The following is a 17,628-nucleotide window of genomic DNA, read 5'->3' as shown; positions in this document are numbered from 1 at the left end:
CTCGCGATAACGTCAGCCCGGCCAATACAAGCCTCACCAGCGCATCCGCACACCCAGGCTGCCGATCAACCCGTTCAGATCATTGTCATCCACGTCACTGCTGTAATCGGCGCTGACGTACAGGCTCACCGCCGGAGTCACCCTGGCGACCAGGCCCAGGCCCAGTTCGACGGTCGACGACTTGCGGCTGCTGCTGATCTTGTCGACTTCATCGAGTGTCACCGTGTTGCCGGTGTACACCGTGTGCCACAAGTTGGTCCGCACGTAGGGTTCGACGGGCAGACCGCTGATGTCGTAACTACCTTTCAAACGCGCACCGACCCGGCCGCTCCAGGACGTCACGTCAGTGGATGAAGCGTTGCCCGAGCCCGCGTAGGGCGTGTCCAGCGTGATGCGCTGATTGATCAACTGCGCCTGGGGTTCAATCACCCAGTTGTCACCCAGACCGATCGGGAAGCCGCCTTCGACCGACAGCGTCACTGCGCTGCCTTCGGTGGCTTGGCGGGCGCCTTGTTCATTGCGGCTGAAACCGTTGACCCGGCCACCGCTTGCCGTCAAGTCGACGTGCCAGCCTTGAGGCCCGGTCAAGCTCCAATAGGCGCCCAGGCTCTGGCCTTGAAGGTTGAGCATGTCGCTGGCGGGATCGGACAGTGCGGCAGGTGTTCGTACGCCGTTGCCATTGAACTGAATCTGGTGTGTGCCACCCACCAGTCCCACACGCTGGGTATGCCCGCTGGTGCTTTGCAGGGTCAGGATCGCCGGGCCCTTGAGGTCACTGGCGCCATGGCCGGCAGAGTCCAGCGACAGGTAGTCGGTTTGCGCCTGGCGTGAAGCCTGGCCATAGAGTTGGTCCCAGGCCGAAGGCGCGGCGTCTTCGACGGTCAGTTTCGAACTTCGCAGGTCGGGACGGGCGCTGAACTGGTGAGGGTAGGTGGTTGCAAGGGTAGACAGGCTGAGCGTCGGGATTTCCTGCTGGTACCACGGGAGGGTGTCTTCTTCGGCAGGGTCGGCCTGCACTTCCATGGACGAACACAGCAGGAGTGAACTCGAGACAGTGCAAAAAGTGACTTTGATCTCTTTTGGGGTGAGGGTGGTTTTCATGGAGGTCTACCTTGCAATCGCATGCTGGATCTCGCTTATGGCGTCTCTCCTACCCCGAGTGAGGGGCGACCGAATGGATTAGGGCACGCCATAAGCTGCCCGTTTTTACGGGCGCCGATGGCTTGTCCTGATGTTACTTCCGGGGTAGTAACGTGAAGTCAAGAAGACCCAACCCGCTGCGTCAAGAAAATGGCCGATAAGCGGTATTGGTATTTCAGGTCATTTAAGTGACTGATTTACGGCGCGTCTCTAAGCTCTTGTTTGTTAGATGAAACGTCAAAAAAACTGCGTGCTAGAGCCTTTTTCGCGATGGGCAGCGGGCCCTCACGCCTGGGTTGCCGTTTGTTCACCGTGGCTGGCTGCTGTCGATAATGCTGGAGTCGCCGATGGGGTATCGGCATCACGAAACACAGCTGCGCTGCGCCGCATTGAATTCAAAGATGCACTTCCACCGCCAACGGCAAATGATCGGACAGATGCGTCCAGGGTTTATTCCCGAGGATTCGCGGCTTATGACTGTTGGCGTTGCGCAGGTAGATGCGGTCCAGGCGCAGCAAGGGAAAACGCGCGGGGTAAGTCTTGGCGGGTCGGCCGTGGTGGCGCTCGAAGGCTTCGTGCAGGTAATCGTGGCGGGCGAGGGTGGCGTTGCCCTGTAGCTGCCAGTCATTAAAATCGCCGGCGACGATCACCGGCGCATCCTCAGGCAGGGATTCGAGCAATTGGCAGAGCAACTGCAATTGCAGTTGGCGATGACTTTCGAGCAGGCTCAGGTGCACACAAATCGCATGCACTTCGGCATGGCCGGGGACATCCAGCACGCAATGCAGCAGGCCGCGACGTTCGGGGCCGGTGATGGACACGTCGAGATTGCGGTATTCGCGGATCGGGTACTTCGACAGCAGGGCATTGCCATGATGGCCGTTGGGGTACACGGCGTTGCGGCCATAGGCAAAGTCGCTCCACATGCTGTCGGCGAGGAACTCGTATTGAGAGGTTTGCGGCCAGTCGCTAAAGCGTGAGGAGTGACGCTCGTGTTCACCGACAACTTCCTGCAGAAACACCAGATCCGCCGATGTGCTGCGCACCGCTTCACGCAGCTCCGGCAGAATGAAGCGCCGGTTGAGCGCGGTAAAACCCTTGTGGGTATTGACCGTCAGCACGCACAGCCGATGAATCGCGGCGGGGGGATCCAACGGCAACGATTCCGTTGCCTGCTGCTTCGGATGACTGGCCACGTTGGCTCCTCTGACTCAGGGCTGCTTATGCATGCGACTGATGCGATGACGGGCAGTTCAGTTTTCCAGCGCCCAAAACACGGGCTCAGATGAAGACGACTTCATAGGGTAAACGCATGCGTTCGAGCAACACGCGCGGCAGCATGGGGGCAAGGCCGAGGGCGGGCTCGCCTTCGAGCTGGCTGGCGTATGCGTGGGTGGCGTGGCTTTTGCGGGCGACGGTCCAGGTGTCGAGACGCACCTTTCGCGCTCGATGCCATGGAATGTGTTCTCGATCCCGTGCCGGCCAGTGCCAGGCGCGAACGGGAACTTCGTTGAATGACGCGCCGATGCTGGCAGCGGCTTTTGCACTGGCGCGACCCACAGTGTCGTGGTCGACGTTGCCGTCTTCGCGCCAGGTGCTGAACACCACATCGCCGGGGCGCAAATAACGGGCTATGAACTGACTGATCTGTTCTTCGCGCTCAACCAGGGCGTTGTCGGTGAAACCGCCGCGGATCCACTTCAGGCTATGCATCGGCAACCCCAACCGCCGCAGGGCTTCGACGCTTTCCTGTGGGCGAAAAACGCTGAGGCGTTTTTCCGACCATTGCTGAGACCCCGGATGGCTGGCGCTGCCGTCCGTGATCGAGATCAATTGCAGGGGATGCCCCAGTTGGCTGAGCAGTTGCAGCAGGCCGCCGCACGTCACGACTTCATCACCGGGGTGCGGGGCAATGAACACGGCGCGCGCACCGGCAGGCACCAGGGACTGGGTATTGATGACCGGGATGTTGTCCAGCTGTGCCGCGCTGTTCCAGATCTGGGCGGCTGCGGCGGTTTCGAGGATAGATACGGATTTCATGAGGTTACGTCCTTGTTCTGCTTGGCCTTAAGTCATGCGCGGTGCTTGTTCAACTCCTGCCCGTCAGACCCGTGAAGGCTGGTTGATGACCTGTACGGCATTCCCGATCCTGGATTGCCGCGTCACCGAGTATTGTCCATGAATGGCTATTCGTCGCGTCGCGAAACCCTCTGAGACGTCATTTTTCCGGACCTCCGGTCGCTTTTATTCTTCTTCCTCACGCTGAAGTTCAAACAACAGCAGCGACCGTCCGGTGATCGAATATTCATGACCGAATTCAAAGCGCTCCTGGCCGCGAACCGACGGTTGGTTGGTGTCGATCATGCAAGTCCAGAAACCGCCGTCAGGCACTTCCGGCAACCGGAAGTTGACGATGTCGTGATGGGCGTTGACCACCAGCATCAATGTGGCGTCGACGCCTTTGCGACGAATCCCGGTTTCCTGGGCGCGCCCGTCGAGCAGCATGCCCAGGCAGCGATTGTGCGCATCGTGCCAGTGCTCGGTGTTCATTTCAGTGCCGTCCGGCGCCAGCCAGGTCACGTCCTTGACGCCGATGTCCTCGTTGTAATTACCCACCAGAAAGCGCCCGCGGCGCAGGATCGGATAAGTCTGGCGTAACTTGATCAGGCGTTTGACGAACTTGAGCAATGCCTTGCCGTCTTCGCTCAGGTCCCAGTTGACCCAGCCGATCTCGCTGTCCTGGCAATAGGCATTGTTGTTGCCGTCCTGGGTGCGCGCGAACTCATCGCCGGCCACCAGCATCGGCGTGCCCTGGGCGAGCAGCAGGGTGGCGAAGAAGTTGCGCATTTGCCGGTGACGCAGGGCGTTGATCTCGGGGTCGTCGGTCGGGCCTTCGATGCCGTGGTTCCACGACAGATTGTTGTTGCTGCCGTCCTGATTGTCCTCGTCGTTGGCTTCGTTGTGCTTGTCGTTGTACGACACCAGGTCGTTGAGGGTGAAACCGTCATGGGCGGTAATGAAGTTGACGGATGAATAGGGCCGCCGTCCACGCTGGTTGAACATTTCGCCAGAGGCGGTCATGCGGCTGGCGAAGTCCGCCAGTTGCCCGTCATCGCCTTTCCAGAACGCGCGGACGGTGTCGCGGAATTTGTCGTTCCATTCAACCCAGCCCGGTGGAAATCCGCCGACCTGATAGCCGCCGGGGCCGCAGTCCCAGGGTTCGGCAATCAATTTGACCTGGCGCAGCACCGGGTCCTGGCGGCAGGCCACGAGGAAGCTGTGGCGTTCGTCGAACCCATCGTGGTAGCGCCCGAGGATGGTCGCCAGATCAAAACGGAAACCGTCCACGTGCATTTCCGTGGCCCAGTAACGCAGGGAGTCGGTGACCATTTGCAGCACGCAAGGGTGACTGAGGTCCAGGGTGTTGCCGGTGCCGGAATCGTTGATGTAGAAGCGTTTGTCGTCGGGCATCAAGCGGTAGTACGACGCGTTGTCGATGCCGCGCATGGACAGGGTCGGGCCTTGCTCGTTGCCCTCGGCGGTGTGGTTGTAGACCACGTCGAGGATCACTTCCAGATTGGCCTCGTGCAGGTGCGCGACCATTTCCTTGAATTCGGCGATCTTGCCACTGGCCAGGTAGCGCGGATCGGGGGCGAAGAAGGCGATGCTGTTGTAGCCCCAGTAATTGGTCATGCCTTTGTGCAGCAGGTGCTGGTCATTGACGAAGGCGTGAATCGGCAACAACTCTACGCTCGACACCCCGAGCTTGCGAATGTGCTCCACCACGTCATCGACCATCAACCCGGCAAACGTGCCGCGTACGTTCTCGGGGACGCTCGGATGACGCATGGTGAAACCGCGGACATGGGTTTCATAGATGATCGTTTTGTCCCACGGCACGCTGACGCGATGGTCGTGGCCCCAAGTGTGCGCCGGGTCGATCACCTTGCATTTGGGCACGAAGGGCGCGCTGTCGCGATCGTCGAAACTGAGGTCGGCGTCGGGGTGGCCGATGGTGTAGCCGAACAGCGCTTCAGACCATTTCAGTTTGCCGACCAGTTGCTTGGCGTAAGGATCGATCAGCAATTTGTTGTGATTGAAACGATGGCCGTTCGCCGGGTCGTAGGGGCCATAGACCCGGTAGCCGTAGATGAGCCCCGGGTGGGCGTCAGGCAGGTAGCCGTGGTAGATCTCGTCGGTGTATTCCGGGAGTTCGATGCGTTCGAGTTCGACTTCGCCGGTGTCGTCGAACAGACACAATTCCACCTTGGTGGCGTGGGCGGAAAACAACGCGAAGTTGACCCCCAGGCCATCCCAGGTCGCACCCAGCGGAAAGGGCAAACCCTCGCGGATTCGCGTGGCCTCGGCATGGGGAGCGGGTGCGGTGGCTTTCTTGGGGCTGGTCATAAAATCTCCGGCAAACGTTTAACCTGTAGGAGCAAGCTTGCTCGCGATGGTGTGTCAGCCTGCACAGAGGCTGAATGTTGAACCGCGATCGCGAGCAGGCTCGCTCCTACAGGTTTTTTCGGACGAGCGTAACCACGGTGGCGAGCGGGCCCGCCACGGCGTCATTCAGGAACAACGCTGTGTCAATCAGACCGCGGGCGGTTTTCGCGCAGCCCGGGGCTTTTTCTCGGCGGCTTTTTCCCCCGGCGGGATCACTTTTGATGCCGCCACAGGCTTGGCCTTGGCTTTTGGTGCGGCGCCGTTCAGCGCTTTGCCATCGGTGAGCTTGCCGTCGCCGGTTTTCTTTACGGCGGGTTTGCTGCCGGTGGCTTTGGGGGATTTGCTCGGGGCCAGGGCTTCGGCTTCGGCCAGCTTGCGGGCCATCTCCCAGTGGCGGGTTTCCTGACCTTCGGGTTTTCCTTCTGATTCCCAGATCTGATAAGCGAATTCGCGGATGCGTTTATCGTCGGTACTCATCGCAATGCTCCTGAACTGAACTCAAGTGTGGGTCTTTTGAATAATGAGATTGACCGGGAAATCCCCCAGCGCGGCGCTGATCATCAGCTCTCTGTGTTTTGTGACTGCGACGCTCGAAAAAAGTCCCTTCAGATTTTCCTCAGGCTCAGCGAATGGCAAGTTGACGCGTGTATCGCCCCACAGCGGCGCGTCGATCTGTGGTTCGGCACTGTTTCCCAGCAGTGGCGCGCAACGAATCGGCACAATCACGATGGCGCGTGTTCCTTCGTGTTCACGCACAAACGCCAGTACGCGATGGGCCTGGCTGCCCAGCACTTCCAAGGCCTGATAAGTGCCTCGGCGAAACAGCGGCGCCTGTTCGGCACGCAGGCTCAACGTGCGCGCAATCAAGGCCTGCTTGATGCGCCCGTCACGCCAGTTCGCCCGCAGCTCGGGCAGGTCAACCGTTTGCTGCAGCGCCTGTTGGCGGCGGGTGTAATCGACCGGTTGGCGGTTATCCGGATCGACCAGGCTGAAGTCCCAGAAGTCATTGCCCTGATAAAGGTCCGGCACCCCAGGCACGGTCATGCGCAGCAAAGTTTGCGCCAAACCGTTGAGGGCGGCGGGCGTGGCGATTGATTGGACAGCCTTTTCGAGGGCGGTGCGCAGCGGTTCACCTTCCGGGCTCAGCAGCAGGTGCTGGAGAAAGTCTTCGGTCGCTTGTTCATAGGCGTCGTTGGGCGCACTCCAGCTACTTTGCAGCTTGGCTTCACGCAGCGCTTTGCGTTGCCATTGCCACAGGCGCTTGCCATAGGCTTGCAGCGCCGCGTGGTCGTCAGCCCGCAATTCCAACGGCCAGCTCCCAAGAATGGCTTGATACAGAATCAATTCATCGCCCGCCGATGGCATTTGATCGTCGTTGCGTAGCGGGCGGGCGAGGGCGCGCCACAAACCGATCTGATCGGCATACCAGACGCTGCGTTCACTCAACACGGCCAAGCGCGCGCGGGTGTCTTCACCGCGCTTATGATCGTGAGTGGCAGTGGCCAGCAAATTGTCGGGAAAGGTTTGGCGGCGCTCGATGCAGGCCAGATGAAAGGCTTCGACTGGCGCACTGAACTGCTTGGTGCTGAAGCCCACGTCATTGCGCGACAGCAGCACCGCCGAACGATAGAGCGCCGTGTCTTCCACCGCTTTTGCTGCGGCAGGTGAAGTCAGTTGCTGAAAGCGTACGCAGGCGTGCTTGAGGCGTTTGCGCTCGCGCCCGGCGGGGCGTCGCCGCCAAGACTCTCCCCCAAGCCAGCCCGCCAGGCAATCGAGCACCGGCCAGTCACCTTCGCCAAGGGTTGGTCGCGCACCTTCCATGGCCTGCCGGAAAAACACCTCATCCTGCCCGGAGCGACCCTCAGCGCTGATGTAGGTGCGGTACACCGGGAAATGCACGATCAACGCCTGCAACGCCCGGCGAATCGCACCGAGGGTCAGGTCGCGGGTCATGAGGTTGTCCCGGGCCACTTGCAGCAAGGCCTGGGCGACACTTTCAAAGTCACTGGCGAGGGAGCCGTTGAGGATTTGCTGTCGCGCCAGCAGAGCCTCCTGAGCAAAATCGGCGGGACGTTCACTGTCACGCTGCCAAAGCCCGGCGAGCGTCTGTTCGCCGAGTGGATCGTGTTGCAACAGCGAGAGTTGGTTCATGAACTCGTAACCGGTGGTGCCATCCACCGACCAGTCGCGGTGCAGGGTTTCACCTTCGCCAAGGATCTTTTCGACGTAGATGGGCAAGTGCCGGCCCGCCGACAAACTGTCGACCCGTCGACGCAGCTTTCGGCAATAACCCCGAGGGTCGGCGAGGCCGTCGATATGGTCGACGCGCAGCCCGTCGATCAGCCCTTCAGCCACCAGCTGGAAGATTTTCGCGTGGGTCGCTTCGAACACCGCCGGACGTTCAACACGCAGGCCACCCAGTTCGTTGATGTCGAAAAAACGCCGCCAGTTGATGTCATCGGCGGCGGTGCGCCAACTGGCCAGGCGATAGCTCTGGCGTTCCAGCAGGTTGTGCAGGCGCTGGAAACCCTCGGCAGTCTGGGTGTCGTAGCGCTTGAGGTGCTCTTCGAGGGCGCGGGCAATCAGCGGGTCGCTGGCCAAATCCCGCAGCTCGGCTTTCAGAGGGATCGCCAGACTGTGTGCATCGGTCTGGTAACTCAGGCTGCTGAATCGGTCGGCCAGGGTCTTGAGTTGTTCGGCCTGTGGTGCCTCGAGTGGCGCATCGGTCCTGAGCAATTCACCGTAATCGCTGGGGCAAATCGGAAACCGGTGGTCGTAGTGTTCAACATGGAACGCACCGTGCCAGGCGTCGAAGCGTATCGGCAGGGTTCCGTCCTGCAGGGCGACGCCGTAATCGCTGCCAAGGAACGGCAGGAGCAATTGGCCCTCCATCAGCGGATCGGGTGAGTGCCACTGGATATCGAAGAACTCGCCGTAGGGGCTCAGCCGTCCCCATTCCAACAGGTCCAGCCACCAGGGGTTATCAGCGCCGCCCACCGCCATATGGTTGGAGACGATGTCGAGGATCAGCCCCATGTTGTGTTCGCGCAAGGCACTGACCAGGCGCCGCAGCGCCACTTCACCGCCCAGTTCCGGATTGACCCGGGTCGGGTCCACCACGTCATAACCATGCATTGAACCCGAGCGAGCGCGCAGCAGAGGCGAGGCGTAGACATGGCTGATGCCCAGACGGGCGAAATACGGCACCAGCGGCACCGCATCGTCAAGCGTGAAGCCTTTGTGAAATTGCAGCCGCAGGGTGGCGCGAAGCGTCGGGGTCAGCGTTTTTGTCATCGATCACGCTCGGCGGCTTGCAGGCGCGCGCAGGCGAGCAGCTCCAGGCGCCGGGCAGCGTCCGGGCCGTCGAGCAGGGCTTCGCTATAGCCGGCAAGCCGTCGCGACCAGTTGGGGTGCGCATCAATGGTGCCGGGCAGGTTGGCCTGTTGCTCGACGCCCAGCGCATCTTCCAGCGGCAGCAGCACCAGCGGCGCACGGGTGTGGCCGAGGAAACGCACGCTGGCATCGAGGATCTGATCGGTCTCGTGCGACTCTTCCCGAAAATTCTGCGGGTCCTGGCTCAAGGCCCGGCGCAGCCCTTCGCGCTCGCGCTCGCGGTGTTGGCGCCATTCAATTTCACCACTGGCATCGACCATGCCGAGCCGTGCATTCCAGTCGATGTCGCGACCATGCCACCAGCCGTTGAGCGTCGGCAGGTCGTGGGTGCTGGTGGTCGCCAAGGCGTTGTCCGGCCAGTCGAGAATCGGTTTGAAGTGGGTGTTGTCTTGCTCGAACAACAACACGCGCATGCCGAGCATCGAGCGGGCGATGAGTTTTTCCCGCAGTCCTTCCGGCACGGTGCCGAGGTCTTCACCCAGCACGATGGCCTGATGACGATGGGATTCGAGGGTCAACAGACGCAGCAAGTCGTCCACCGGGTAATAGAGGTAGGCACCGTCGGCGGGCGGCGAGCCGTTGGGAATGACCCACAGGCGTTGCAGGCCCATGACGTGGTCAATGCGCAAGCCACCGGCATGGGCGAAGTTGGCCCGCAGCATTTCGATGAACGCGCGGAAGCCATTGCGCATCAGGCCTTCCGGGGAGAACGCGGAAATCCCCCAGCCCTGACCGTTGCGGTTGAGAATGTCCGGCGGTGCACCGACGGTCAGTGAGGCGAGCAGTTCGTCCTGGCGACTCCAGGCCTGGCTGCCGGCACCGTCGGCGCCGACCGCCAGATCGGTGATCAAGCCAATGTTCATGCCGCTGCTGCGGGCGGCGGCTTGGGCTCGCTCCAGGCAGCGGGTGATCAACCATTGGCAGAATGCAAAAAAACCGATGCGGCCGGCGTTTTCTTCGGCAAATTCGGCCAACGCGGCGCTGCGTGGATTGCGCCACTGCTCGGGCCATTGACGCCAGTCGAGGTTTTCACCCCGGGCGGCACGCGCTTCTTGAATGGCTTCGAAGCGGCAATGGTTTTCCAGGGCTTCGCCACCGGCATGGCGGAAACTGCCGAAGTCGGCGTGCAACGGGTGCTCGCCCTGAACGAAACCTTCGTACAACGCCTGCAATATCCGGTGTTTGGCCTCGGCGGCGGTCGGCCAGTCGATCAGCGGGCGGTCTTCCAGCGCCTTCAACTGATCGGCCAGGCCGGTGGCATCGATGGCGGTGCGCAAAGCGCGCTCACCCAGAATCGCTCCGGGTGCGCAGTAGAGGCTATTGAGAAATAAACGGCTGGACGGTGAATAAGGGCTGTAGCGTTGGGTGTCACTGGAGAACATCGCGTGCAGCGGACTGATTGCCAGCGCATCTGCACCGCGTTCGCCGGCCACTCGGGCAAGGTCTTCCAGCGCCTGGGTGTCGCCGAAACCGCCATCGCCCTGTCGACGCAAGCTATAGAGTTGCACGCCCAGGCCCCAGGCCCGCGGGATCGGGCTGTCGACCGCGTCGGCCACGCTGTAGCAACAGGCCGGGGCCACCGCGAGGGTAAAGGTTTGTCCATCGATGCTGACATGCTGATAGCCAACAGGGACAAGCCCCGGCAACACCGCGTCCGCATCCAGTTTCAGGTTGAGGCGCGAACCGTCTTCGAGATGGATTTCGCAAGGGGTCTGAGGTGCAAAGTAACGCGCCAGATTCAGCCCGACACCGACGTCGGCGGTGATCAAGGGCGGCAGGTGCGAGGCCTGTTGCGCCGCTTGCAGTTCCAGCAGGCTGGCGTCGATTTCCTGAGCGCTGCCGGCGGGGTGTCCGAGGCCGGTCAGTACGTTACGCAGTACCGAGGGCGCGACTTTTTGTGCGCGGCCATTGGCATCGATCCAATCGACCGCGAGGCCGGCCCGGCTGGCCAGGATTTCCAGTTGCGCATCACTCATGGACGCTCTCCGTAAGGGGTAGCAAAGGGGCTGCGGCCGAAAGGCTGACGAGCGCGCAATGGGGGGCAAGGGTGCCTTGATCCAGCAAGGTGGCGGATCGGGGCGGATGTTCGAACAATAGCTCAGCGCTGGCTTGTGGGGCGTGGAACACGGGTTTTTCGCCGAGGTTCAGGTCAATGCGCAACAAGCTGCCATCGCCCAGGCGCCAGGACGCACTGACTGCGCCATCGCCCAATACTTTGGCGTCCAGCGCCTGAGTGCCGGACAGGCGCGGGGTGATGTGTCGATGGCGGATCTGCAACAGCTGGCGATACAGGTCGTACATCGCGCTATCAACGGTCGTTGGCATCACCGGGCGGGAGGCCTCGAAGGTGTGTGGCGCATTGGGATCGGGAATACGCTCGCGCTGCTGCGGATCGGCGAACGCGCTGAGCGCGGCGAATTCGTTGCGACGTCCTTCGCGTACGAGCTTCGCCAACTCGCCGTTGTGGCTGGTGAAAAACAGGAAGGGTTGCTCGACTGCGTATTCATCGCCCATGAAGAACAGCGGAATCATCGGCGATAACAGCAACAACACCGTGGCTGCCCGCAACGCCTGCGGATGGGCCAGTTGATGCAGGCGTTCGCCGAATGCGCGGTTACCGATCTGATCGTGGTTCTGCAAAAACAGAATGAACGCACTGGGCGGCAGGTGTGCGCTGGGCTCGCCACGCGGTACACCATGACGGTTGAGGTGACCCTGGAACACGAAACCCTGGGTCAGACAGCGCGCCAGCTGTTCAGTAGGGTTGTGTGCATAGTCAGCGTAGTAGGCGTCTGTTTCTCCGGTCAGCAAGACGTGCAAGGCGTTGTGCCCGTCGTCGTTCCATTGTGCGTCGTAACCTTGCTCCAGCAGGCTGGACTCGTTGTGCTCGTTTTCCAGCATCAACCAGATATGGCGCGCAGGATCGGTCTGCTGTCGTATCCGTTGCGCCAGTTCCTGAAGCACGTTCGGGTCATCGATGGCGTGCACGGCGTCCAGGCGCAAACCGTCGAAACGGTACACCTGCAACCACATCAACGCATTTTCGATAAAGAAGTCCCGCACCTCACGACGACGGAAATCAATGGCTGCGCCCCAGGGCGTGTGCTTGTCGTCGCGGAAAAAGGCCTTGGCGTAGTGATGCAAGTAGTTGCCATCCGGCCCGAAGTGGTTGTAGACCACGTCGAGAATCACCGCCAGACCATGACCATGGGCGCTGTCGATCAAGTGCTTGAGTTGCTCCGGCGAACCATACGAGGCCTGAGGTGCAAAGGGCAGGACGCCGTCGTAGCCCCAATTGCGCTCGCCGGGGAACTGCGCCACGGGCATCAGTTCGATCGCGGTGACACCCAGTTCAACCAGCCGCGCCAGATGCTGCTCGACGGCCTCGAAGCCGCCGAGCGCACCGACGTGCAACTCGTAGATCACGGCCTCGTTCAACGGTCGCCCGCGCCATCCCGCGTGTCGCCACTGATAAACCAGCGGATCGACCACCACGCTGTGGCGGTCAACATCGCCCGCCTGGGCGCGGGAGGCCGGGTCGGGCACCTCCAACTCACCATCGATGCAGAAGCGGTAACGCGTCCCCGCCGGGCATCGGGTGTTGATCACGAACCAGCCGTCGGCCTGAGGCAGCAACGGCAAGGACTGTCCATTTTCCAGTTCGACACTGACGTAAAACGCATCTGGCGCCCACAACGCAAACTGCGTGTGGTTTGTGTCCAGCATGATCGCGCCGTGGGGCCAGGTCTCAAGGGTCCGAAACGGCATTTTTCCTGGCCTCTTACTGTTTGTTCGATTTCCCCAACGCTTTAGCCACAAGCTGTTCGTAGAGTTCGGCGTAGGGTTCGACCGCTTTGCACCAGTTGAACGGCGCCGCCATTGCCCGGCAGCGCATGGCGTTCAGCAGGTCCGGGAAGGCAAACACCTTGAACGCCCGGCTCAACGCCTCTTGATAACTAGCCACCGTGGATTCGTCGAACAGGAACCCGGTCACGCCGTTTTCGATGGTGTCGGCCAGGCCACCGGTATTGCGCGCCACCGGCAATGAGCCGAAGCGCTGGGCGTACATCTGGCTCAGGCCGCACGGTTCGTAGCGGGATGGCATCAGCAGGAAATCGCTGCCGGCGAACATGCGGCGGGCATCGGTTTCGTTGAAACCGATGCGCACACCGATCTGCCCAGGGAAGCGCAGGGCCAGTTCACGCATGGCCTGCTCCTCTTCCGGCTCGCCGCGGCCGATGATCGCGATCTGCCCGCCGTTTTTGACGATGTACTCGGACACCGCTTCGGTGAGGTCCAGCCCTTTCTGGTAAACCAGTCGCGACACCACGGCGAACAGCGGGCCCTGGGAGTCTTCCAGACCAAACAACTCACGCACGTGGGCGGCATTCACGGCTTTGCCTTCCCATTCGCCAATGCCGAACGGGCAGAACAGGTGTGGATCGGTGGCGGAATCCCAGCTCTCATCGATGCCGTTGGGAATACCGCTCAGTAAACCTTGCTGGGTCTTGGCGGCGAGGAAGCCGTCGAGACCGCAGCCGAAATCCGGGGTGGTGATTTCCTGTGCGTAGGTCGCGCTGACCGTGGTGATGTGGCTCGAATAGGCCATGCCGGCCTTGAGGAACGACATCTTGCCGTAGAACTCCATGCCTTCCTGTTGCAGCGCGTGGTGCGGGATGCCCAGTTCGGGGCACGACCCCAGACTGGTCACGCCCTGATACGCCAGGTTATGGATGGTGAACAACGTCGGGGTGCGTTGTCCGCGCCAGTGCATATAGGCAGGGGCCAGGCCAGCCGGCCAGTCATGGGCATGCACCAGGTCCGGGCACCAGTGAATTTGCGCCAGGTTGGCGGCGATATCGGCAGCGGCCAGGCCCAGACGGGCGAAGCGGATATGGTTATCCGGCCAGTCGCGGCCGTTGTTGGCGCCGTAGGGAGAACCTTCGCGCTCGTAGAGTTCGGGGCAGATCAACACGTAAATGACCAGACCGTCGGGCATGTCCATGCGCCCGACCTTGCACGGTGGCAGCGCCGCGTGACCACCCAGCTCACCGATGACATGAATCGGGTTTTCGCTGTTCAGCACCTGCGGATAACCGGGAATCAACACCCGCACATCGTGCAGATGGGCCAAGGCGCGCGGCAGTGCGGCGGACACGTCGCCCAGGCCACCGGTCTTCACCAGATCGGCAATTTCCGAGGTGACGAACAGGACTTTCTTGCGGTTGGGGTTCTGGCTGACCACCGGCGCCAACGTCTTGGTGACGGGGACGTTGATCGGTTGAGTATTGGCGGCAGTAACGGCGCTCGATTCGCCAACCTGATGAGGACGCTCTCCCTGTATCTCCAAAGCCGTACTGATCATATGAATCTCCCGTGTTGTTGATCTAATTTTTAGGTCTGGCAAACGGTGTTCCATGGCCAATTCCCGTGGCCGGGCGCGAACGCGCTACGCATCAGTGAGCAAGCGCTGCCCAATGCGTTGAAGCAAAAGGGGTGAATGAGCCATTGCAAAGATTGCACCAGTCGCAACGCACCTTCTTTTCAGATGACCGATCGGGAATGGCAAAAGTTTCGATTTTTTTTCCGCTTTGTGACCGACCGGTCTCATCTTGAGAAAATGAGTCTAGGCCAGAACTTAGAGCGTCTGAGGGCTGATGGCAAAATTGTTCGACAATCGGTTTAAGGCGGTACGAACGTGCCTGATCACGGTGCGGACGCCCCGACGAAGTGCAGCTTTTTTTGCGTTTCGGCCTCAAAAAGTCACCGTGCAGTCACATAAATGTGCGACATGATTTTGCGGTAATGCACTGTAATGGTGCGTCTCGTGCGAGTCCCGCATTTGGCCGAACCACTGCCTTACTCCCCACCTTGGTGCCTTGTATAGTTCGGGCCTCATTTTTGCCCGCAAAAGGATCATTGGCATGTCTCAGTACACTGCGTTCAACGTCGAGCTGGTTGATAAAATCGCCCATGTGCAGATCAACCGTCCGGAGAAGATCAACGCGATGAACGCTGCGTTCTGGAGCGAGATCGTCGAGATTTTCCAATGGATCGACGACACCGATGAAGTGCGCGTGGTGGTCCTCAGCGGGGCGGGCAAGCATTTTTCGTCGGGTATCGACCTGATGATGCTGGCCGGTGTGGCCAACGAGCTCGGCAAGGACGTAGGGCGCAACGCACGCCTGCTGCGGCGCAAGATCCTCAACCTGCAAGCCTCGTTCAATGCCGTCGATAACTGCCGCAAACCGGTGATCGCGGCGATTCAGGGTTATTGCCTGGGCGGTGCAATCGATCTGATTGCCGCCTGCGACATGCGTTATGCCGCAGAGGACGCCCAATTCTCGATCAAGGAAATCGACATCGGCATGGCCGCCGACGTCGGGACGCTGCAACGCTTGCCGCGAATCATCGGGGACGGCATGCTGCGTGAATTGGCTTACACGGGGCGCACCTTCGGTGCCGACGAAGCGCGGGACATGGGCCTGGTCAATCGCGTCTACAGCGACGCCGCCAGCCTGCTCGACGGTGTCATGGGCATTGCCCACACAATCGCCGCCAAGTCGCCGATAGCCGTCACCGGCACCAAGGAAATGATCAGCTACATGCGCGATCACCGCATCGATGACGGCCTCGAATACGTCGCTACCTGGAACGCCGCCATGCTGCAATCCACCGATTTGCGCGTGGCCATGGCCGCCCATATGAGCAAACAGAAACCTGAATTCCTGGATTGATTGACCATGATCGCTCGCTGGACCACCGCAGTACTGGACACTGACCAACCCGGCGGCTGGGCCGTCGCACGCAGCCCCGAAGGCTTTCTGTTCGACGACAATGGCGCGTTGTTCCCGCGGGAATGGCTCAAGCGTCAGGACCTGTCGATTCTGGCGGAGCACGGTATCGGTCATCTGGATGGCGAGCCGGTCTACCTGCTGGAACTGCGCAGCCACAGCGAAGTGCCGGGCTGCAACTGGAAAGGTTTGCGGGCGTTCATGCTCGACGGCGATCACACGGTTTATAAAGTGCTGGGTTACGCCGCGCAGATCGGCACCTGGGCTCGCGAGCATCGTTTCTGCGGCAATTGCGGGCAGGCCATGTCGCAAGTGCCGCGGGAGCGGGCGATGTATTGCCAGCCGTGTGATTTGCGCAGTTATCCACGCATTTCGCCGAGCATGATCGTGCTGGTCACCCGTGGCGATGAAATCCTGCTAGCGCGTTCACCGCGTTTCGTCACGGGGGTCTACAGCACACTGGCGGGGTTTGCCGAGCCGGGTGAGTCGGCCGAGGATTGCCTGATCCGCGAGGTTCGCGAGGAGGTGAGCATCGAGGTCAAGAACATCCAATACCTGGGCAGCCAGTGCTGGCCGTTTCCGCACTCGATGATGCTCGGCTTCCATGCCGAATACGCCGGGGGCGAGATCGTCTGTCAGGAAGACGAAATCGAAGATGCCCAGTGGTTCAACGTACATGCGCTGCCGCCGTTGCCAGCGTCACGCTCGATTGCCCGTTACCTGATCGACGTCTATGTGGCGCGGCGCTTAGGCCACGCTGAACCAGTGCTGCCAGGCTAAACGGACGGTCAGGGCCAGCACCACGGTGATGAACACCGGGCGGATGAACTTCGCGCCGCCACTGATGGCGGTGCGGGCGCCGAAGAATGCGCCGACCATTAGCGACGAGCCCATGCACAGGCCGATGATCCAGTCCACCTGACCGGAAAAGATGAACACCGACAGCGCCGCTGCGTTGCTGACGAAGTTCATGCTGCGCGCCACGCCGCTGGCCTTCACCAGGTCGATGGGGTAGAGCAGCAGGCTGCTGACGGTCCAGAACGCGCCCGTGCCCGGACCGGCCACGCCGTCATAGAAGCCGAGGCTGAAGCCTTGGGTCGATTGCCACTTTTTCTTGATCGGTGCGTTGCTGTCCAGCGGTGCCTTGGGTGTGCCGCCAAACAACAGATAAACGCCACAGGCGAAGACGATCACCGGGAGCATCTTGTTCAGCCATTCCGCCGGCAGGTAATGCGCGACGATGGCGCCGAGCAGTGCACCCACCAAGGTACCGACGATGGCGTGAACCCATTGCGCGGGATGGAACAGCTTGCGGCGGTAAAACGTGAAGCTGGCGATGGCTGAGCCGAAGGTCGAACTGAGCTTGTTGGTGCCCAGCACCAGATGCGGTGGCAGGCCGGCCGTCAGCAGGGCCGGGGTCGTCAGCAGACCGCCACCACCGGCGATGGCATCGATGAAACCGGCAACAAAAGCGACAAGGGCCAGAATGGCCAGGGTGGAGAGGTCAACACTGAGTTCGAAAGGCATGGGATCGGCTTATTCGGCGGGTGCAGAAAAGGCTGCAGGGAAGGGCCGACATATTACCCGCCTGCCCAACACAAAACCAATGTGTGGTTAGACACAAATGCCCGTCACACCCAGCAACCCTGTAGGAGCGAGCCTGCTCGCGATGAGGCCTGCACATCCAACAGAAGTACCGCCAGACACACCGCCATCGCGAGCAAGCTCGCTCCTATGTATGGACTCGCCCCCACTGTCTACCTGCTTTTTAAACACTGCTACCCGGTTGCATCTATGTATAAGGCCTATTCGAGGAAGCCATCTTTGGCTTCTGGCCAACATTGGTTGAGCTCAC

Annotated in this window: 12 protein-coding genes; 2 read left to right on the top strand and 10 right to left on the bottom strand. The window is 61.0% G+C overall.

The genetic code is table 11. The features are described from left to right. Positions 1–33: 33 nt before the first annotated feature. The 9 genes from CKW15_RS24505 to glgA form a co-directional block, all read right to left on the bottom strand. Entirely contained in the window at positions 34–1,101 is a 1,068-nt protein-coding gene (locus CKW15_RS24505) for an autotransporter outer membrane beta-barrel domain-containing protein (protein WP_095060126.1), read from the bottom strand. A gap of 434 nt (positions 1,102–1,535) precedes the next feature. After that, a complete protein-coding gene (locus CKW15_RS24500) occupies positions 1,536–2,336 on the bottom strand; it encodes an endonuclease/exonuclease/phosphatase family protein (RefSeq protein WP_095060124.1) in 801 nt (266 codons plus the stop codon). A gap of 85 nt (positions 2,337–2,421) precedes the next feature. Further along, complete coding sequence (locus CKW15_RS24495; RefSeq protein ID WP_095060160.1) at positions 2,422–3,180, bottom strand: PIG-L deacetylase family protein; 759 nt, start codon at positions 3,178–3,180, stop codon at positions 2,422–2,424. Between the two features lie 204 nt (positions 3,181–3,384). Then, positions 3,385–5,547, bottom strand: coding sequence for a glycogen debranching protein GlgX (gene glgX / locus CKW15_RS24490; RefSeq protein ID WP_095060122.1), 2,163 nt, complete (start codon positions 5,545–5,547; stop codon positions 3,385–3,387). A gap of 186 nt (positions 5,548–5,733) precedes the next feature. Further along, positions 5,734–6,063: a DUF2934 domain-containing protein gene (locus CKW15_RS24485; RefSeq protein WP_095060120.1), complete on the bottom strand. Its 330-nt coding sequence runs from the start codon at positions 6,061–6,063 to the stop codon at positions 5,734–5,736. Positions 6,064–6,084: 21 nt separating this feature from the next. Continuing rightward, the gene (locus CKW15_RS24480; protein ID WP_095060118.1) at positions 6,085–8,880 is read right to left on the bottom strand and encodes a malto-oligosyltrehalose synthase; all 2,796 of its coding nucleotides are present in this window, start codon (positions 8,878–8,880) and stop codon (positions 6,085–6,087) included. After that, positions 8,877–10,955, bottom strand: coding sequence for a 4-alpha-glucanotransferase (malQ, locus tag CKW15_RS24475; protein WP_095060116.1), 2,079 nt, complete (start codon positions 10,953–10,955; stop codon positions 8,877–8,879). Before malQ ends, CKW15_RS24480 begins: the two co-directional genes overlap by 4 nt. Further along, positions 10,948–12,747 (bottom strand): malto-oligosyltrehalose trehalohydrolase, encoded by a 1,800-nt coding sequence (gene treZ / locus CKW15_RS24470; RefSeq protein ID WP_095060114.1) that lies wholly within the window; start codon positions 12,745–12,747, stop codon positions 10,948–10,950. Before treZ ends, malQ begins: the two co-directional genes overlap by 8 nt. Positions 12,748–12,760: 13 nt before the next feature. Continuing rightward, positions 12,761–14,344: a glycogen synthase GlgA gene (glgA, locus tag CKW15_RS24465; RefSeq protein ID WP_095060112.1), complete on the bottom strand. Its 1,584-nt coding sequence runs from the start codon at positions 14,342–14,344 to the stop codon at positions 12,761–12,763. A gap of 559 nt (positions 14,345–14,903) precedes the next feature. Here glgA and CKW15_RS24460 point away from each other — a divergent pair. Together CKW15_RS24460 and nudC are read left to right on the top strand one after the other, a co-directional pair. Next, entirely contained in the window at positions 14,904–15,716 is an 813-nt protein-coding gene (locus CKW15_RS24460) for a crotonase/enoyl-CoA hydratase family protein (protein ID WP_095060110.1), read from the top strand. Positions 15,717–15,722: 6 nt separating this feature from the next. Next, positions 15,723–16,553, top strand: coding sequence for an NAD(+) diphosphatase (nudC, locus tag CKW15_RS24455; RefSeq protein ID WP_095060108.1), 831 nt, complete (start codon positions 15,723–15,725; stop codon positions 16,551–16,553). Here nudC and CKW15_RS24450 read toward each other — a convergent pair. Next, positions 16,521–17,300: a TSUP family transporter gene (locus CKW15_RS24450; RefSeq protein WP_095060106.1), complete on the bottom strand. Its 780-nt coding sequence runs from the start codon at positions 17,298–17,300 to the stop codon at positions 16,521–16,523. The genes nudC and CKW15_RS24450 overlap by 33 nt on opposite strands. Between the last annotated feature and the right edge of the window lie 328 nt (positions 17,301–17,628).

Origin of the sequence: Pseudomonas sp. Irchel s3b5, assembly GCF_900187435.1 — a bacterium.
Lineage (GTDB): Bacteria > Pseudomonadota > Gammaproteobacteria > Pseudomonadales > Pseudomonadaceae > Aquipseudomonas.
Note: the sequence above shows the minus strand (reverse complement) of the source record. Positions and strands in the feature narration are given on the sequence as shown.

What these genes read in the sequence shown, in the direction of transcription:
- glgX (WP_095060122.1), bottom strand. Translation starts at nt 5,547, where the DNA reads ATGACCAGCCCCAAGAAAGCCACCGCACCCGCTCCCCATGCCGAGGCC.
- CKW15_RS24480 (WP_095060118.1), bottom strand. Translation starts at nt 8,880, where the DNA reads ATGACAAAAACGCTGACCCCGACGCTTCGCGCCACCCTGCGGCTGCAA.
- glgA (WP_095060112.1), bottom strand. Translation starts at nt 14,344, where the DNA reads ATGATCAGTACGGCTTTGGAGATACAGGGAGAGCGTCCTCATCAGGTT.
- CKW15_RS24485 (WP_095060120.1), bottom strand. Translation starts at nt 6,063, where the DNA reads ATGAGTACCGACGATAAACGCATCCGCGAATTCGCTTATCAGATCTGG.
- CKW15_RS24460 (WP_095060110.1), top strand. Translation starts at nt 14,904, where the DNA reads ATGTCTCAGTACACTGCGTTCAACGTCGAGCTGGTTGATAAAATCGCC.
- CKW15_RS24495 (WP_095060160.1), bottom strand. Translation starts at nt 3,180, where the DNA reads ATGAAATCCGTATCTATCCTCGAAACCGCCGCAGCCGCCCAGATCTGG.
- malQ (WP_095060116.1), bottom strand. Translation starts at nt 10,955, where the DNA reads ATGAGTGATGCGCAACTGGAAATCCTGGCCAGCCGGGCCGGCCTCGCG.
- treZ (WP_095060114.1), bottom strand. Translation starts at nt 12,747, where the DNA reads ATGCCGTTTCGGACCCTTGAGACCTGGCCCCACGGCGCGATCATGCTG.
- CKW15_RS24505 (WP_095060126.1), bottom strand. Translation starts at nt 1,101, where the DNA reads ATGAAAACCACCCTCACCCCAAAAGAGATCAAAGTCACTTTTTGCACT.
- nudC (WP_095060108.1), top strand. Translation starts at nt 15,723, where the DNA reads ATGATCGCTCGCTGGACCACCGCAGTACTGGACACTGACCAACCCGGC.
- CKW15_RS24450 (WP_095060106.1), bottom strand. Translation starts at nt 17,300, where the DNA reads ATGCCTTTCGAACTCAGTGTTGACCTCTCCACCCTGGCCATTCTGGCC.